This window comes from Cellulomonas sp. (assembly GCF_017744555.1).
In the GTDB taxonomy this organism is placed as follows: domain Bacteria; phylum Actinomycetota; class Actinomycetes; order Actinomycetales; family Cellulomonadaceae; genus Cellulomonas.
Genome location: NZ_JAGIBD010000013.1, coordinates 73,719 through 88,901 on the forward strand (window position 1 = coordinate 73,719; position 15,183 = coordinate 88,901).

Annotated in this window: 11 protein-coding genes; 3 read left to right on the plus strand and 8 right to left on the minus strand. The window is 73.5% G+C overall.

Going from position 1 to position 15,183, the window contains the following annotated elements; all coding sequences use genetic code 11:
- Positions 1 to 5: 5 nt before the first annotated feature.
- A complete protein-coding gene (locus J7523_RS10695) occupies positions 6 to 3,185 on the minus strand; it encodes a hypothetical protein (protein WP_291886035.1) in 3,180 nt (1,059 codons plus the stop codon).
- A gap of 422 nt (positions 3,186 to 3,607) precedes the next feature.
- Between J7523_RS10695 and J7523_RS10700 the strand changes: the two genes are divergently transcribed.
- Entirely contained in the window at positions 3,608 to 4,222 is a 615-nt protein-coding gene (locus J7523_RS10700; RefSeq protein WP_291886039.1) for a hypothetical protein, read from the plus strand.
- A gap of 60 nt (positions 4,223 to 4,282) precedes the next feature.
- On the opposite strand, the gene J7523_RS10705 is transcribed toward J7523_RS10700, so the two are convergent.
- The 5 genes from J7523_RS10705 to J7523_RS10725 all read right to left on the minus strand — a co-directional run bounded on the left by J7523_RS10705 (position 4,283) and on the right by J7523_RS10725 (position 10,139).
- Entirely contained in the window at positions 4,283 to 5,656 is a 1,374-nt protein-coding gene (locus tag J7523_RS10705; protein ID WP_291886041.1) for a permease prefix domain 1-containing protein, read from the minus strand.
- On the minus strand, positions 5,653 to 6,012 hold the full coding sequence (locus J7523_RS10710; RefSeq protein WP_291886044.1) for a helix-turn-helix transcriptional regulator: 360 nt from the start codon (positions 6,010 to 6,012) through the stop codon (positions 5,653 to 5,655). Before J7523_RS10710 ends, J7523_RS10705 begins: the two co-directional genes overlap by 4 nt.
- Before the next feature lie 61 nt (positions 6,013 to 6,073).
- A complete protein-coding gene (locus J7523_RS10715; protein WP_291886047.1) occupies positions 6,074 to 6,694 on the minus strand; it encodes a hypothetical protein in 621 nt (206 codons plus the stop codon).
- A gap of 152 nt (positions 6,695 to 6,846) precedes the next feature.
- Positions 6,847 to 9,207 carry a beta-glucosidase BglX gene (gene bglX, locus J7523_RS10720; protein ID WP_363266828.1) on the minus strand — a complete coding sequence of 787 codons (2,361 nt, stop codon included), beginning with the start codon at positions 9,205 to 9,207 and terminating at the stop codon, positions 6,847 to 6,849.
- A gap of 317 nt (positions 9,208 to 9,524) precedes the next feature.
- On the minus strand, positions 9,525 to 10,139 hold the full coding sequence (locus J7523_RS10725; RefSeq protein ID WP_291886049.1) for a hypothetical protein: 615 nt from the start codon (positions 10,137 to 10,139) through the stop codon (positions 9,525 to 9,527).
- A 179-nt stretch (positions 10,140 to 10,318) separates the two neighbouring features.
- On the opposite strand from J7523_RS10725, the gene J7523_RS10730 reads away from it, so the two are divergent.
- Entirely contained in the window at positions 10,319 to 11,197 is an 879-nt protein-coding gene (locus J7523_RS10730; RefSeq protein WP_291886052.1) for a universal stress protein, read from the plus strand.
- The gene (locus tag J7523_RS10735; protein ID WP_291886054.1) at positions 11,194 to 13,572 is read left to right on the plus strand and encodes a heavy metal translocating P-type ATPase; all 2,379 of its coding nucleotides are present in this window, start codon (positions 11,194 to 11,196) and stop codon (positions 13,570 to 13,572) included. Before J7523_RS10730 ends, J7523_RS10735 begins: the two co-directional genes overlap by 4 nt.
- A 52-nt stretch (positions 13,573 to 13,624) precedes the next feature.
- On the opposite strand, the gene J7523_RS10740 is transcribed toward J7523_RS10735, so the two are convergent.
- A complete protein-coding gene (locus tag J7523_RS10740; protein ID WP_291886056.1) occupies positions 13,625 to 14,413 on the minus strand; it encodes an SDR family oxidoreductase in 789 nt (262 codons plus the stop codon).
- Between the two features lie 164 nt (positions 14,414 to 14,577).
- Positions 14,578 to 15,129 (minus strand): DUF2231 domain-containing protein, encoded by a 552-nt coding sequence (locus tag J7523_RS10745; RefSeq protein WP_291886058.1) that lies wholly within the window; start codon positions 15,127 to 15,129, stop codon positions 14,578 to 14,580.
- Positions 15,130 to 15,183: the final 54 nt, after the last annotated feature.

Genomic DNA, 15,183 nt, shown 5'->3' on the forward strand with positions numbered 1-15,183 from the left:
CCGGGTCACGGCCGCCCGCTCGGGCCGCCGCCGCCCGTTCCACCGCCGGCGGACCCGGTCCTGGCCGCGGCGCCTGCCTCGATGCGCTGCTGGATCCGATGCAGCTCTGCCATCGCCTCCTCGTACCGGCGGAACGCGTCCGCTCGTGCGGTCGCCCGCGCGTCGCGGCCGGTGCGCGCCGGGTTGAGGGTCGCGCGGTCGGCGTCGAAGAACGCCCGGTACGCGGTGCGCGAGCGGTCACGGGCGGCGATCAGCTGGCGCACGTCGCGGAGCACGGCGGCGGCGACGTCCTGGCCGTGGGTGCGGGCGTCGATCTCCTCGATGAGCAGCTCGTAGTCCTGGTGCGTCTTGTCGTGCGCCTTCATGGCCTCCTGGTAGCGGTCGCGGGCGTCGACGAGCCGCTGGTCGTTCGCGGGCAGCTCCATGGCCTCGATGAACCGCAGGCGCCGCATGGCGACGCCCAGCTCGCGGACCGCGTCGTCGGCGGCGTCGTAGACGCGCTGGCGGGCGGCGCGGTTCGCGCCGAAGACGGACTCGTAGAACGCCGCCGCGGCGTCGTGCTGCAGCTCGCCGGGGCGGAACGACTCGGCCTTCCGGGCCCCGGTCTGCGCCTCCCAGGCGGCCTTGACGGTCTGTGCGTCGAAGCGGCTGAGCACGGGATCGGCCTCCGCACGCGCGCGCACCTCGGCGTACGTCGCGCCGGGCATCGCACGCTCGATCCGCAGCCGGGCCATGCGGAACCACTGGAGCGCGTGCCGGGCCTCGTGCGTGATCGTGTCGCACACGGCCGCGAACTGCTCGGGGGTCGGGTCGCGGTGCGAGACGAGGGCACGGTTGATGTGCAGCTCCCACGACGACGCGGGCTGCTTGCCGAACTGGTCGGGCCGGGGGCTCTCGAGGTGGTTCGGGATGAGCGGCGGGGCGCCCGACGCGACGAGCTGCCGGTTCGCGATCGCGAGCACGGCGTCGAACCGGGCTTCCGGGCTCATGGTCCGGAACGGTTCGTACAGCGGGACGAGCTCGGCGGCGAGGGCCCGTGCCTCCGGGCTCAGGTGGTCGAGGACGAGCGAGCCGTCCCGGCCGCCGGTCGTCGCCCGCGGTGACCTCGTGGAGGCGGGGTCGGCCACGAGGTGCACGTCGGTCTGCTTCTCCCACCCGGGCGACTTCGCGTCGAGGTACTCGGTCGCGTGCACCACCTGCTGCGCCGCCTCGTCGCCCGCGAACCGCACCTCGATCTGCCGCCCGGCACCGGTGTCGACGATGACGACCTTCCCGTCGAACACCGCACCCGCGTTGCGCGCGAGCCCCTCCCGGTGGGCCTCGAACCGGGCGATGAGCGCCTGCCGCTCGACGAGCGGGAGGTTCGCCCCGAGGCCGGTCCCGCCGGTCAGCTCGGCGTGCAGCCGCTGCCAGCCGCCGCCCTCGGTGAGCAGCGAGCGCACCGCCACGTCGCTGAGCCGGCCGGCCGGGACCTTCGCGGCCCCGGTGCCCGGCACGTCGACCGGTGCCGCCCGACCGCCCTTCGTCGTCGGCTCGGGCACCGTGACCGCGGGCCCGTGCGCGCCGCCGCGCCACGCCTCGTACTCCTTCGCCACGCGGCTGTTGACCTTCGCGAGGCCCAGGTCCATCGCGACGTTCTGCACCGCGTTCTCGACGATGAGGTCGGCCAGCTCGTTCGCGTTCTTCGGCAGCGCCTTGCCCTCGACGACGGCCTTGAGCGCGGTCTCGGTGGCGGTCATGTACACGGACGACGTTCCGGCGGCGAGCGCGCTCGACGTGAGCTCGGCGAGCTTGGTGCCCGCGAGGTCGGGGATCCGGTCGATGCGCGCCTTGATCGCAACCTGGAAGCGGGCCTGCAGCGCCCCGCCGAGGTACGTCATCACGGCGCTGACCCCGGCGGCCTCGACGAGCGTCGACAGCCCGAGGCTCGTGCGCTGGCCGTAGTGCATCTCGGCGGCCCGGCCGAGGCCCTCCTGCGTGAACGTGTAGCCGCCGGCGACCAGGGCCGACCCCGTCAGGCCGAGGCCCCCGGATGCGATGCCCGCGGCGATGGTCCCGGTCGTCTTGAGCCGGTTGAGCCACTTCACGGCGGTGCCGGCCCCGGTCATCACACGGTTCTCGTAGGCCGAGAAGCGCCTCGCGGCGTCGGCGGTCAGCTGCTCCGCCATGGCGATGAGCGGGACTGCGAGCTCGTACTTGCGCTCGCGCAGCAGCGGCCACGCCCGCTCGATGAGATCGCGTGGCTGGTCCCAGATGCGCACGGACGGGTACGCCTGGCTGCCTTCGCCGAGCGCCTCGGAGATGTGCCGGACCGCCCCGAAGCCGATGCGCTTGGCGTTGATCGCGCTGCGCTCGACGTGCATCGGCTGCAGCTCGTGCCACACGTCGGTCGTCTCCTTGAGCGCCTCGCGCAGCTTCACGAGCTCCTCACGGTTCGAGACGCGGCGCGCGTACTCCTCGGGATAGTCGTTGCGCAGGTCGTCGGCCGTCACGAACCCCTTGGTCTTGTGCACGATGCCGGGCATGGGGTGCTGTCCGAGCGCCTCGCCCGGTGTCGGTCGGAGGCTGAGCTCGAGCGGCTGCTTCGTGATCTGCTCGACGGCCCACTGCCGGAACTCGGTCTCGGCCTTGACGTCCCACTCGGGCGGCTGACGCACGTCGTCGGCCAGCAGGAGCCGCACGTCGACGCTCATGCGCTCGTCGGGCCTCGGTGGCACGGCTCGCAGCAGCCGCTGGCGCTCCTTGAGGTAGTCGGGGTGCTGCTCGCGGACGGAGCCGTAGTAGGCGAAGTCGTCCCACAGCTGCCGCAGCCGCGCGTCCACGTGCCACGCGATCGTGAAGTGGTCGATGACCTTCTGCCAGTGCGCGAGCTGGTCGGCGGTGAGCGCGCCGAGCAGCGCCGGGAACTTCGCCTGGAGCGCTGGGCGGACGTCCGGGCCGCCCTTCGGGATCGGTTCGCGCGCGTGCTTCCCGGCGAGCGTGTCGGGGTCGAGCTCGCGCTGGACGTACGTCGTGACGGCGCGGTTGCCGGCGTCGCGCTGGAGCTCGAGGACGTCGTCGGCGTGGTGGAGCGCGAGCGGTTTCGCCGACGCGCGCGAGCGGCGCGCCGGGCGCTTCGCGGGCGGCTTCCCGCCCGCTCGCCGCGCACCGTTGCGGCCCTGCTCGCCCCGCTCGTGGATCGGCACTCCCCCTCCTCGGTGCGCCCGACCCTTCATCACCGCTCGCCGCGACCGGCGCGTCCACGCCCGACGGGCGGCGGACTGCGCAGACCCGGGTGCCCGAGCGGGCATCCGGGCGTGCACGCACGGGCCGTCGCCGTGAAGCACTCCGGGCAGCCGCGGGTCCGGTGGCGTCCGGGTGTCCTCACTGCCCATGCGGTCGACGCACTGGAACGCCTCGCGGGCACGGTTCACCCTCTCGCGCGTCGTGCGGACAGCGGCGCAGGTCACGGGGGTGTTCGCGGAGGCAGGCCCCGGCGGGCGGAGCGGCCGGGTGGTTGCCCCGATCGGATGACGCCGCCGACCGGCTCAGCAATCGGCGCGGACCCCGTCGATGGGTGCGTGCAGGCGGCCACCCGGCCGCGCCCCTGCCACCCTTGGAGCCGGCCATGCACGTCCGTCGCACCGTCACCGCCCTGTCCGCCGCCCTCGCGCTCACCGCCGCCGGGCTCGTCGGCGCATCCGCAGCGAACGCCGTGCCCCCGGCGCAGACCGCGGTCACCGCGCACGTCGCGACCAAGCAGGTCGTGACGAAGAAGCGGTCGACCGGCCGCGCCGCACGCGGTGCGCGCAGCGCGCGTGGCGGGTCGTTCGCCTCCCAGGTCCAGAGCACCGCCGCGTCCGTCGCCGGCCAGTACGGCGTGGCCGTCGCGTGGGTCGGCACCACGTCCTGCGGCGAGCGCGGCGGGGTCTCCCGCAAGGTCGTGACCCTGCGCGGCTGCTCGACTCCGGGCACCAACACCATCGAGCTGTCGCTGGGTGGCGGCAACCCGGCCAACACGCGTGTGTCGCGCGCCCGCGTCCTCGCGATGACGACGGCGGTCACCCAGCACGAGGTCGCGCACCGGCTCATCGAGCGCACCACCGGCACGCTGTTCCCGGTGGACCGGAACGAGAACGTCGCCGACGCCTACGCCGTCACCTACCTCGGCATGGACCCGGCGCTCGTGTCGTACGGCTACGTGGACGCCGACGTCGCGACCGCGGTGGCCATCCACGGCTGACGTGGTGGGCCGGGCACGCCCGGCCCACCACCCCGTTGCCCTACCGATGACGGTGAGAGCTCAGGCGAACGAGAACACGGGTGGGAACACGAGCACGACGATCGCCGCCCATGCCGCGTAGACGGGCAGGTACCGGGTCTGCCAGCGCTCGACGGCGTCGAACGTGCCGCGCCGACGGAGGAACTGCCAGAGCAGCCAGCCGGTGCCGAGCAGGTGGACGAGGAGCACCAGGTTGAGGCCGAGCGCGGCGGTCTTGTTGGCCGTCCAGCCGGCGTCGGCGATGCGCGCGACCATCGCGGTGAGCGCGACGACGTCGACCGCGAACGCGGCGGCGACGAGCGCGAGCTGCAGCCAGTCGAACGGCCGGCCCGGCGACAGCGGGTCACGGGCGCTGATCGAGTACAGCAGCAGCGCGAGGACCAGCAGGAGGATCGCGTCCATCAGGATGAGGAGGTTGCGGTCGACGGCCGTGAGCGGGCCGCCCGCCAGGAGCGCGACGAAGGCCGCGACCAGGAGCACCAGGGTCAAGGGCGTGAACACCCGCGTGAGCACGGGAGCCATGTTCTCGACGACGCTCTTCTTCGCCTCGACGAGCCACGCCGCCACGAGGAACGCGCCGGGCACCGCGAACGGCATCAGCCAGCCCTGCACGAACGGCTCGATCTCGATGTCGACGACGCCGAAGACGCCGAACAGCAGGCCGATCAGCAGCCCACCGCCGAGCGCGATGAGGGCGAAGTAGATGACCAGCTCCCCGGTGAAGCGCACGAAGTCCATGCGTCGGGCGTGCTCGCGCCACGCTCCGCCGGTGTACGCGACGCCGAGCAGCAGCCACAGGAGCACCGGCAGGTGCGTCGCGGTGAGCACGTACGTCATGCCAGGGCTGCCGTCGGTGACGACGAACGGGTACAGGTTCACCGCGACCGCCACGGCCGCCGTCATGCCGACCAGCACCGTGGCGACCCGACCGGGGAGCCGGCGCGACCAGGCGAAGTACGCGGCGAGGAACGGCAGGACGGCGAAGGCCACGTTGAGCCCGAAGGCCTCGTCGTCACCGAGAGCGAGCAACGACTTCACCGCGATCCCGGCACCGACGGCGAGGCCGATCAGCACGCCGAGGTCACGCCACCGTCGGTCTGCCTCCGCGGGCGCCTCCGGGACGAGCACGAGCTGCTTCCACAGCCGATCGGAGTGCTCACGCGCGAACTCGCGCGACACGTCGTCGAGGTTGCCCATGCGCTTGACCGCGACGAGGAACGCCTCGTCGTCGTCCAGCCCCCCGGCCCGCAGGTCGGCGACCCGGCCGCGCAGGTTGTCCTCGAGCTCCGCGGCGTCGTCGGGCGTGATCGCCCGGCGCCGGAGCACCCAGGCGCGCCACTGGTCGATCTGGTTCTCGAGCCCGGAGCGCTCGTCGACCGAGAACTGCTCGCTCATGCCCACGCCCCCGCCGCCTCGGGTCCGCGCAGCGTGTTCCACACCTGACGCAGTGTGTCCCCGACGACGTCCCACTGCGCCTGCCGCTCCACCAGGACCTCGCGTCCCGACGCGGTCAGCGCGTAGTGCTTGCGCTTGCGTCCGGCGTCGGACACGCCCCACTCGGCACGGACCCACCCGTTGCGCTCGAGGCGGTGCAGCAGCGGGTAGAGCATGCCGTCGGTCCACTGCATGCGGCCACCGGACAGCTCTCCGACCCGCTTGAGGATGGCGTACCCGTGCAGGTCCCCGTCGGCGAGGATGCCCAGGACCAGCGGGGTCGCGGAGGCTGCGACCAGATCCTTCTCGATGTGCACCACTGCTCTCCCATACCTTGAAGCGCTAGGGGTTGAACCCTAGCACCACAAGGTATGGATCTCACGGCACGTAGCAGATGTCGTCGATCCACAGCTCCTGGCCGCCGATCGCGAACTGACCGAGGCCGGACGGCTGGTCGGGCATGGTCCCGGTGAGCTCGAGAACGCCCATGTCGTTGCCGAACCCACCGGTGGGGACGCTCACGGTGACGCCGCCCAGCGTGGTGCCGTTGAGCTTCGCCAGGTCGGGCACGTTCGCGATGACGCCGTTCACCGACACGTTGACGTTGCCGCCGTACTCGCCGAACTTGAGGCGCGCCGCGTGCATGACCTGGCCGAACCCGATGCTCACCGACAGGTGGATGTTGTTGACGTGGATCTCGGTGCCGGTTCCGCCGGCCCGTCCCCCGACCTCGGTGGTCGCCTGCCCCGACGACGTCGTGATGCCGCTCGACCAGGCGAACGGGTGCGCCGCGATGTCCATGAGCGGGGGTTGGAAGCTGTTCACCGGTGGTGCGCCGTTGACGACCGTCAGTCCTGGCGCGAGCGAGTCCAGCGACTCGCAGACGAGCGGCGGCGGCGGCAGCGGGACCGGGCGCGGCCAGTGGCGCGGACCGCACGGGAACAGGGAGGCACCGACCGAGCAGACGGCCAGCGCCGCGGTCACGAGAGGGTGCTTCATGGGTCCTTCTCCTTCGCTCACGCCTCGGGTCCGCCGGCTCGGTCGTCCGGTCTCGACAGGACGGAGGCGCCGACGTACCGGCGAGATACGCAGCGCAGGGACGCAGCAGCCCCGCCGGAGCGAGGGCCGCTGCGTCCCTGTCGTGCAGCCGGTCAGCGGGTCACGGTGAAGGACGCCGTCATGGTGGCGGCGGACGAGTCGCCGCCGTACACCTCGATCGTCCCCGGCTCCACGACGAACCTGCCGCGGTTGTCGTGGAAGCCGAAGTCGTCCTTGTCCAGCGTGAACGTCACCGTCGTCGACGCCCCGGCGTCCAACGTCACGCGCTCGAACCCGCGCAGCCGGCGGACCGGCTGGGACAGGCTCGCGACGGGGTCGTGGAGGTACAGCTGCACGACGTCGTCACCGGCGCGGTCGCCCGTGTTCGTCACCACCATCGAGACCGTGACGCTGCCGTTGCGGCCGACGGTCGACCGGCTCAGGCTCAGCCCCGACACGTCGAACGACGTGTAGCTGAGGCCGTACCCGAACGCGTAGAGCGGGTCGCAGGTGGGCAGGTCGCGGTAGCGCGCGTTCCACTTGATCGTCGGGTCGCACGGCCGCCCCGAGGGCTCGTGGTTGTAGTAGTACGGCACCGTGCCGACCCCGCGCGGGAACGAGACCGGCAGCTTGCCACCCGGGTTCACCTTGCCGTAGAGCACGTCGGCCACGGCGTTGCCGCCCTGGGTGCCCGGGAACCAGGCCTCGAGGATGGCGGCCGGCTTGTCCACCACGGCTGTCAGGTCGAGCGGGTGGCCGTTGAACAGCACCACGACCACCGGCTTGCCCGTGGCCACGACGGCGTTCAGCAGGTCCTCCTGGTGGCCCGGGAGGTCGAGCTGGCTGCGGCTGTTCGACTCGCCGCTCATGAACGCGTTCTCGCCGAGGGCCAGCACGACCTGGTCGGCGCCGTTCGCGGCCGCGACGGCGTCGGCGATGGTTGTCCCGTCGACGCCCGGGCCTGCGCACACCTCGTCGTCCGGGGTGATGGGCGGGACGGCGTCGTTCGGCGGGTCGAAGTTGTGCGCGAGGTTGCACGCCGCGGTGTACGTGACCGGCGCCGAGCTGGCCGCCGTGAGGCCGTCGAGCAGGCTGACGAACGCCGGGGCGAGCTCGTCGGTGCCGCGTCCCGACCACGGGCCGAGCATCTCGTCGACGGTCTGGCCGAGCGGCCCGATCAGCGCCGTCGACCTGCTCGGGTCGAGCGGCAGTGCTCCGCCGTCGTTCTTCAGCAGCACCATCGACCGGCCCGCGGCCCACCGGCTCTTCGCGAGGTCGGCCGGCTGCCCGTAGCTCGCGGGGTCGCTCGCCGTGGCGACGTCGACGTACGGGTGGTCGAACAGGCCCGCGCGGAACTTGACCCGCAGGATCCGCCGCACGGCGTCATCGAGACGGGACATGGTGATCCGGCCGTCGGCGAGCAGCTGCTGGCCGTAGTCGCGCAGGTTGGTGCTGACCATCTCCGAGTCCGTCCCGGCCATCAGGGCGGCCGCGCCGGCGTCGGGGCCGTCCGCGGCGACGCCGTGTCCGCACGGACCGGTGTCCGGCTGCACGGGCGGGCAGGCCCGCAGCTCGGCGACCGCGGTGTAGTCGCTCTCGATGAAGCCGTCGAAGCCCCACTCCTTCTTGAGGATCTCGGTCTCCGTGTACTCGTTGGCGCACCCCGGGACGCCGTTGATCGCGTTGAACGAGCACATGACCGTGTCGGCACCGGCGTCGACGGCCGCCTTGAACGGCGGCAGGTACAGGTCGCGCAGCCGGGACTCGGACAGGTCGGTCGTGTTGTAGTCACGCCCGCCCTCGGGCTGGCCGTACGCGACGTAGTGCTTGACGCTCGAGACGACCTTGTCGGGAGCGCTGTAGTCGGTGCCCTGCGCGCCGTGGACACGCGCGGCCCCCATCACCGAGCCCAGGTACGGGTCCTCGCCCGCGCCCTCGACGATGCGACCCCACCGGGGCTCGTGCGAGACGTCCACCATCGGGCTGTAGATCTGCTTGAGCCCCTCGACGGCCGACTCCTTCGCGCCGACCGTGGCGTCGGCCTGCGCGACCGCGGGGTCGAACGAGCTGGCGGCACCGAGGGGCACGGGGAAGATCGTGCGGTAGCCGTGGATGGTGTCGTACGCGAACAGGATCGGGATGTGCAGCCGCGACTGCTCGACCGCGACGTGCTGGAAGTGGTTGATCGCCACCGGGTCGACCAGGCTGAACACGGAACCCACGCCCGCCTGGGCGTCGGCGTCGGTGATCTGGCCGTCCGACAGGAGCTGCACCTGCTGGAGCTTCTCCTGCGTCGTCATTCGGGCGAGCAGACGGTCGACCTTCCGCTCGATCGACCTGCTGTCGTGGTGCCGCCCGGGTCCTGACGCCGGGTCGTCGCCGGGCCTGCCGGCCGCGAGAGCGTCTCCCCCTCCCATCAGTGCGAGTGCGAGAGCCGCGCCGATCGCGGCCGTCCTTCGTCCGATCCTTGCCATGGGAACACCTCCGGGAACGCCGCACACTCCGCGGTTCCGGACTCCCCGCGGCGATGTCGACACCGGTGTCGAGCTGAAGCCGAGGGGACGTCCGGTCGGCCGACCTGGCGCTGGACGAGACGCGAGCGCGAGACGAGGAACGCCGAGCGAGCCCGTGCGCACGACGACGTCAGGGCGGCGCGCAGGCGGGCGCGAGCGCGGTCACCAGCGCGTCGCAGGACGCCATCCTGCGATGGCTGACCCGGCCGGCCGCCGTGCGGCCCCCAGGTCAACCGACAGCATCCACCCGCGCGGCGGGGGCCGCATCAGCGAGGTTCTCAGGCCACGTAGGCGAGCAGCACCGGCTCGTCGACACCGGACCACGTGCCCGTGAGGGTCCACCGGTGGTCGGCGGCCGACGGGTCGCCATCAAGGCGGCGACGGACGACCAGACGGACGTCACCGCAGGTCAGAGTGGTGGCCGAGTCGTCCGACGCGACGTCGTGACCGACGAACGACGGCACCTCGTGCCCGCGGCGGCCGCTGCCCGTGACACGCATGCTGGGTTCGCGCGGGGCGTCCGCGCCCTCGACGAGCTCGGCCGCCTGGCCGACACCTGCCAGCAGCACGGACGCGAGGACCCGCGCGTACACGGGGTCGCCGGTCGCGTCGTAGATCCAGCGTCGACCCAGCACCGAGTGCTCCATGGTGCAGACGAGGAACGCGTCGGCCCCGGCCGACGGCGCGCCGCGGTACGTCAGCGGGACCTGCAGCAGCCGCCCGTCGGGACTCGCCAGCACGTGCGTCTCGATGCCGACCTCGCCGTCCGGGTCGTCGAACCGGTACGCGCCGACCAGCTCCACCTCCGGCTGCCCCCACGGCTGAGCAGGTACCCACTCGCGGAGGAGCTCGGCCTTCGTCGGGCTGATGGTCGCGCGGTGGATGAGGGCCATCGGCCGACCCTAGCGCGTGCCCGCGCCGCCCCGGCCGAGCCACCTGGCGACGCGCACGGCCTCGGTGGTGGCGGCGCGTCAGGTCGGGGACTTCGGACCCTGGGGCCCTGCGCCGCGCGGGAGGACCGTGGAAGGTGTCACACGGTGCCGTGCGACGTGGCACTCCTGGGAGGTGCGTCATGACCCGACCGATCGTCGTCGGCTACGACGGCTCAACCCATGCCGATGAGGCGCTCGCATGGGCGGCGAAGGAGGCCGCGCGGGTGCGCGCCCCGCTGCAGATCGTCCATGTCGAGCACGCGCTCGTCGACGGCTACGTGATCGCCGACCGGCCCCTCGACCAGGTCGCGCAGGTGGGCGAGCGCGTGCTCGCCCGAGGGGTGGAACGAGTCCAGGGCATGGAACCGGACATCGAGGTCACGACGCACCTCGAGCTGCGCGACAGTGCGCCGGCGGTCCTGGTCGAGGCGAGCCGCGGAGCACAGCTGCTGGTGGTCGGCTCGCGCGGGCGCGGGGGGTTCGCCGGGTTGCTGCTCGGCTCCGTCAGCATCGCGGTCTCGGCGCACGCGTACTGCCCGGTCGTCGTCGTCCGGCGGCACCGCCCGTGGGCGGCGACGCCGCCGGTCCGGCCGGTCGTGGTGGGTGTGGACACCTCGTCCACGAGTGCCCGCGCCGTGGACTTCGCGTTCGACCAGGCTTCGGGTCGGAGCGCCCCGCTCGTCGCGGTGCACGGCTGGGAGATGCCGTCGATGATCGGGCAGGTGCCGCCGTGGCGGCCCGCCGAGGTCGAGGAGCTGCGCGTCGCCGAGAAGGCCCTGACGTCCGAGAGCCTGGCAGGCCACGCCGAGCGGTACCCCGACGTCGAGGTGCGGCCGCTGGTCCGCGCGGGCTCTCCCGCCCAGGTCCTGCTGGCGGCCGCGGTCGACGCCGAGATGCTCGTCCTGGGATCCCGGGGTGTGGGCGGCTTCCGGGGACTCCTCCTGGGTTCGGTGAGCCAGGCCGTGCTCCACCACGCGACGTGCCCCGTGGCGGTCGTCCGGCCGTCCCAGCCGTCATGACCGCGGTCCGCACGTCAGGCCCGGGCTCGACGGCCGTCGCGGCCCCCGGTGAGGCGGCGGACGGCCGGCGTCTGGTCGCCTGGCTCCGTCGACGCCACGAAGCCCTGGTCCTGGGTCTCTCGCTCGTGCTGCTGGCCGGGGGCGGCGTCGCCTGGTGGGCCGGGGCGACGGCGCTCGCCGACGCGGCGTGGGTCGTGGCGACGCTCCTGGGGCTGCTCGTCGCGCTCGCCACGACGATCGACGCGGCGCGCCACTCGCGGCCGACGGTGGACGTCATCGCGGTGCTCGCGCTCGGGGGCGCGCTGTGGGTCGGTGAGCCGCTGGCGGGCGCGATCATCACGCTCATGCTCGCCACCGGCCAGGTCCTCGACGAGCGTGCCGAGGCCCGGGCTCGGCGTGAGCTGAGCCTCCTGGTCGCTCGCGCCCCACGGACCGCGCGACGCCTCACCGCCGGCGAGCTCGTCGAGATCCCCGTCGACGACGTCGCTCTCGGTGACCGCCTGCTCGTGCGCACCGGCGAGGTCGTGCCCGTCGACGGACGCCTGACCTGCGCCGGGACGTTCGACGAGTCCGCGCTGACGGGCGAGGCGCGGCCCGTCGACCGGCCGGCGGGCGATGACGTGCGCTCCGGTGTCGTCAGCGCGGCCGGCCCGGTCGAGGTCATCACGACCACCACCGCCGCCACGTCGACGTACGCCGGCCTCGTCCGGCTCGTCGAGCAGGCGCAGGCGGGCTCGGCTCCGTTCGTCCGCAGCGCCGACCGGTGGGCCGTCCTCCTCGTGCCGCTCACCCTGGCGATCGCGGCGCTCGCCTGGGTGGTGTCGGGCGACCCCGTGCGCGCGGTGGCGGTGCTCGTCGTGGCCACGCCGTGCCCACTGCTCCTGGCGGCGCCGATCGCGCTCGTCTCCGGGTTGTCGCGAGCCGCCCGGCTCGGCGTGGTCGTCAAGGGCGGCGGCGCGCTCGAGCGGCTCGCCGACGGCCGGGTCGTCGTCTTCGACAAGACGGGCACGCTGACGCGCGGGCGTCCGACGCTCACCGACGTCGTCCCGGCGGCCGGTGGCGACCCGGACGAGGCTCTGCGCCTGGCGGCGTCGCTCGACCAGGCGTCGGCGCACGTCCTCGCCGCGCCGATCGTCACCGCGGCGCTCGCGCGCGGTCTGGTGCTGACGATGCCGACCGACGTCGTCGAGACGCACGGGCAGGGCGTCGCGGGGGCCGTCGACGGTCGACGCGTCCGCGTGGGTCGGCTCGCCTGGGTCGCCGGCGGCGAGCCCGACCGGTGGTCGCGCCAGGTGCGCCGCCGGGCCGACCTCGACGGGTCGCTCTCGGTGCTCGTCGAGGTCGACGGCGCGACCGTGGCCGCGCTCCTCCTGCACGACCCGGTCCGGCCGGACGCGCCCCGCATGGTGCGGGCGCTGCGCGGAGCGGGGATCCGGCGCGTCGTGCTGGCGACCGGCGACCGCGCTGACGTCGCGGACATGGTGGGGCGGATCGTCGGGGTCGACGCCGTGCTCGCCGACTGCTCCCCCGCCGACAAGCTCAGGGCGCTGCGCGCGGAGGCGGCCCACGGCCCGACCGTCATGGTGGGTGACGGCATCAACGACGCCCCCGCGCTCGCCGAGGCGAACGTCGGCGTGGCGCTCGCCGCCCGCGGCGCCACGGCGTCGTCCGAGGCCGCCGACGTGGTGCTCACCGTCGACCGCGTCGACGCGCTCGGGGACGCGATCCTCGTCGCGCGGCGATCCCGCCGGATCGCACGGCAAGCCGTCGGCGTCGGCATGGGCCTGTCGCTGATCGCGATGGTCGCCGCGGCGGCGGGCCTGCTGGCACCCGCCGTCGGGGCGGCGCTCCAGGAGGTCATCGACGTGCTGGCGATCGGCATCGCCCTGCGTGCCGTGCTGCCCGGACCCCTGCACTCGGTGGTGCTGTCCGAGACCGACCGGGCCGCGCTCGCGGAGCTCCGCGACGAGCACCACGCGCTCGGCCCGCTCGTCGAGCGGGTCGGTCAGGTCGCCGACGCGTTGACCACCGAGGCGCCGGACCTCGCGGACGCACGCGACCTGCTGACGGCGTTGGAGACGGACCTGCTGCCGCACGAGCGCGCCGACGAGACGCTGCTGCTGCCGCTCGTCGCCCGCGCGCTGCGCAGCACCGACGCGGTCGCGGCGCTGTCACGTACCCACGCCGAGATCGAGCACCAGGTCGCACGCGCACGGCGCCTGGTCGAGGGCATCGACGACGACACCCGGGATGGCGCCGCCGTGGCTCCGGAGGACGTCGTCGAGCTGCGGCGGACGCTGTACGGCCTGTACGCGATCCTGCGGCTGCACAACGCGCAGGAGGACGAAGGCGCCATGAGCCTCGCCGCTCCCTGACCCGAGCTGCGGTCACCTCACCCGGGCGACCGGCCCCGGTCGGCGCGACGGATCAGTCTCGACCGGCGCCCCAGGTCGTGTCGCGGCGGATGACCACCTCGGCCCCGCCGTCGACGAACACCACCTGCCCGCACAGGTGGGTGTTCTCCTCGCTGACCAGCCAGGCGAGCAGCCGTGCGGGCACCGCGGGCGTCATGAACCCGTTCAGGGGCATCGGCACTTCGGCCTCCATCTGGGCCTGCTGGAACTCGGTCCCGAGCAGGCGCGCCATCATCGGCGACTCGACCACCCCGGGCGCGACGGCGTTCAGCGGGATCCCGCTGCCCGCCCAGGCGTCGGCGTCGGCGTGCCGCCGCATCCACTGGCAGAGCGCCACCTTGCTGCTCGCGTACGCCACGCCACCCTCTCGCGCCTCGACCAGCTTCTCCGCACGCGCCAGAGCGCCGGGCTCGTCGAGCGCCAGGCACAGGTCGACCAGCTCCTGGTCCGACGGCATGAGGATCGCCAGGCACGCCGTCAGCACCGCGCGCGGTGCGGGAGAGCCGAGCAGCAGCGGTCGCAGGCCCTCGAGCGTCGCGAGCGCCCCGAAGAAGTTCACCGCCACGTCGGCCGGCGTGTCCTGAGCGACGCCCGCGTTCGCGACGACGCCGTCGATGCGACCGTGCGACAGTGCGTCCACCGCACGGACGAGCTCGAGCCGGCCGTGGACCGTGGACAGGTCGGCGACCACGTCCGCGTCGTGGAGGTCGACCCCGATCACCTGCTGCCCACGGGATCGCAGGAGGTCGGTCGTCGCGCGGCCGATGCCCGACGCGGATCCCGTGACGACGGTCGTGCGCATCGCTGCCTTGCCGCCTCTCTGCGATCGCCGTGCTCGACGTGGTGGTCCCCCACCTCGTCGAGGTGCCGGTCACGACGCGCCTCTCGCTCCCGGTCCCTTCCTCACGATGCAGGCCGGCACGCCCGGGGCACAGGGTCGGAGGTCCCGACGTCACGGCGCCGCCGTCAGTCGTCACCACCGCCGTTGCCGGTCGACGTGACCTGGTCCTGCCATGCCGCCCGTGCACCGGAGTCGCCCGCGCGGTAGACCGCGAGCGTCGCACCCGCCGCGACCGCCACCGTGACGACCGCGACCAAGGCTCGGGCCCACGGGGCGGCGACCCAGGACGGCGTGCTCGGCCCGGCTGCCGAGACGCTCGGTGCAGCGTCGTCGCGTGCTGCGGTCGAGGCGCGGCGGCGGTCGGCCAGCGCACCGACGAGCCACACGCCGCACGCGACCGCGAGCAGGCCGAGCGCCCATCCGAGGACCCCGTCGCCGTAGCGCGCGTGCTGCTCCACCAGCGGGCTCTCCGGCACGTGCTCCTCGAGCCACTCGCCTGCCTGCGTCGCCAGGGGAACGAAGGCCACGGCCACGAGCGCGAGCAGCGGGGTGACGATCCCGAGCCTGCGACGAGCCGCGGGCCACACGGCCGCGAGGACCGTCACCAGGGCCGCGAGCGGGACCAGAACCACCACCGCGTGCACGACGAGCACGTGCGCGGGCAGGCCGTTGATCATGAGCACCTCCAGGTCGGCTCCCGCTCGGCGGCGGGCACGCGACGACCCTGCTCA

Coding starts and splice junctions, on each gene's coding strand:
- J7523_RS10700 (WP_291886039.1), top strand. CDS start 3,608: ATGCACGTCCGTCGCACCGTCACCGCCCTGTCCGCCGCCCTCGCGCTC.
- J7523_RS10705 (WP_291886041.1), bottom strand. CDS start 5,656: ATGAGCGAGCAGTTCTCGGTCGACGAGCGCTCCGGGCTCGAGAACCAG.
- J7523_RS10715 (WP_291886047.1), bottom strand. CDS start 6,694: ATGAAGCACCCTCTCGTGACCGCGGCGCTGGCCGTCTGCTCGGTCGGT.
- bglX (WP_363266828.1), bottom strand. CDS start 9,207: ATGGCAAGGATCGGACGAAGGACGGCCGCGATCGGCGCGGCTCTCGCA.
- J7523_RS10725 (WP_291886049.1), bottom strand. CDS start 10,139: ATGGCCCTCATCCACCGCGCGACCATCAGCCCGACGAAGGCCGAGCTC.
- J7523_RS10730 (WP_291886052.1), top strand. CDS start 10,319: ATGACCCGACCGATCGTCGTCGGCTACGACGGCTCAACCCATGCCGAT.
- J7523_RS10735 (WP_291886054.1), top strand. CDS start 11,194: ATGACCGCGGTCCGCACGTCAGGCCCGGGCTCGACGGCCGTCGCGGCC.
- J7523_RS10740 (WP_291886056.1), bottom strand. CDS start 14,413: ATGCGCACGACCGTCGTCACGGGATCCGCGTCGGGCATCGGCCGCGCG.
- J7523_RS10745 (WP_291886058.1), bottom strand. CDS start 15,129: ATGATCAACGGCCTGCCCGCGCACGTGCTCGTCGTGCACGCGGTGGTG.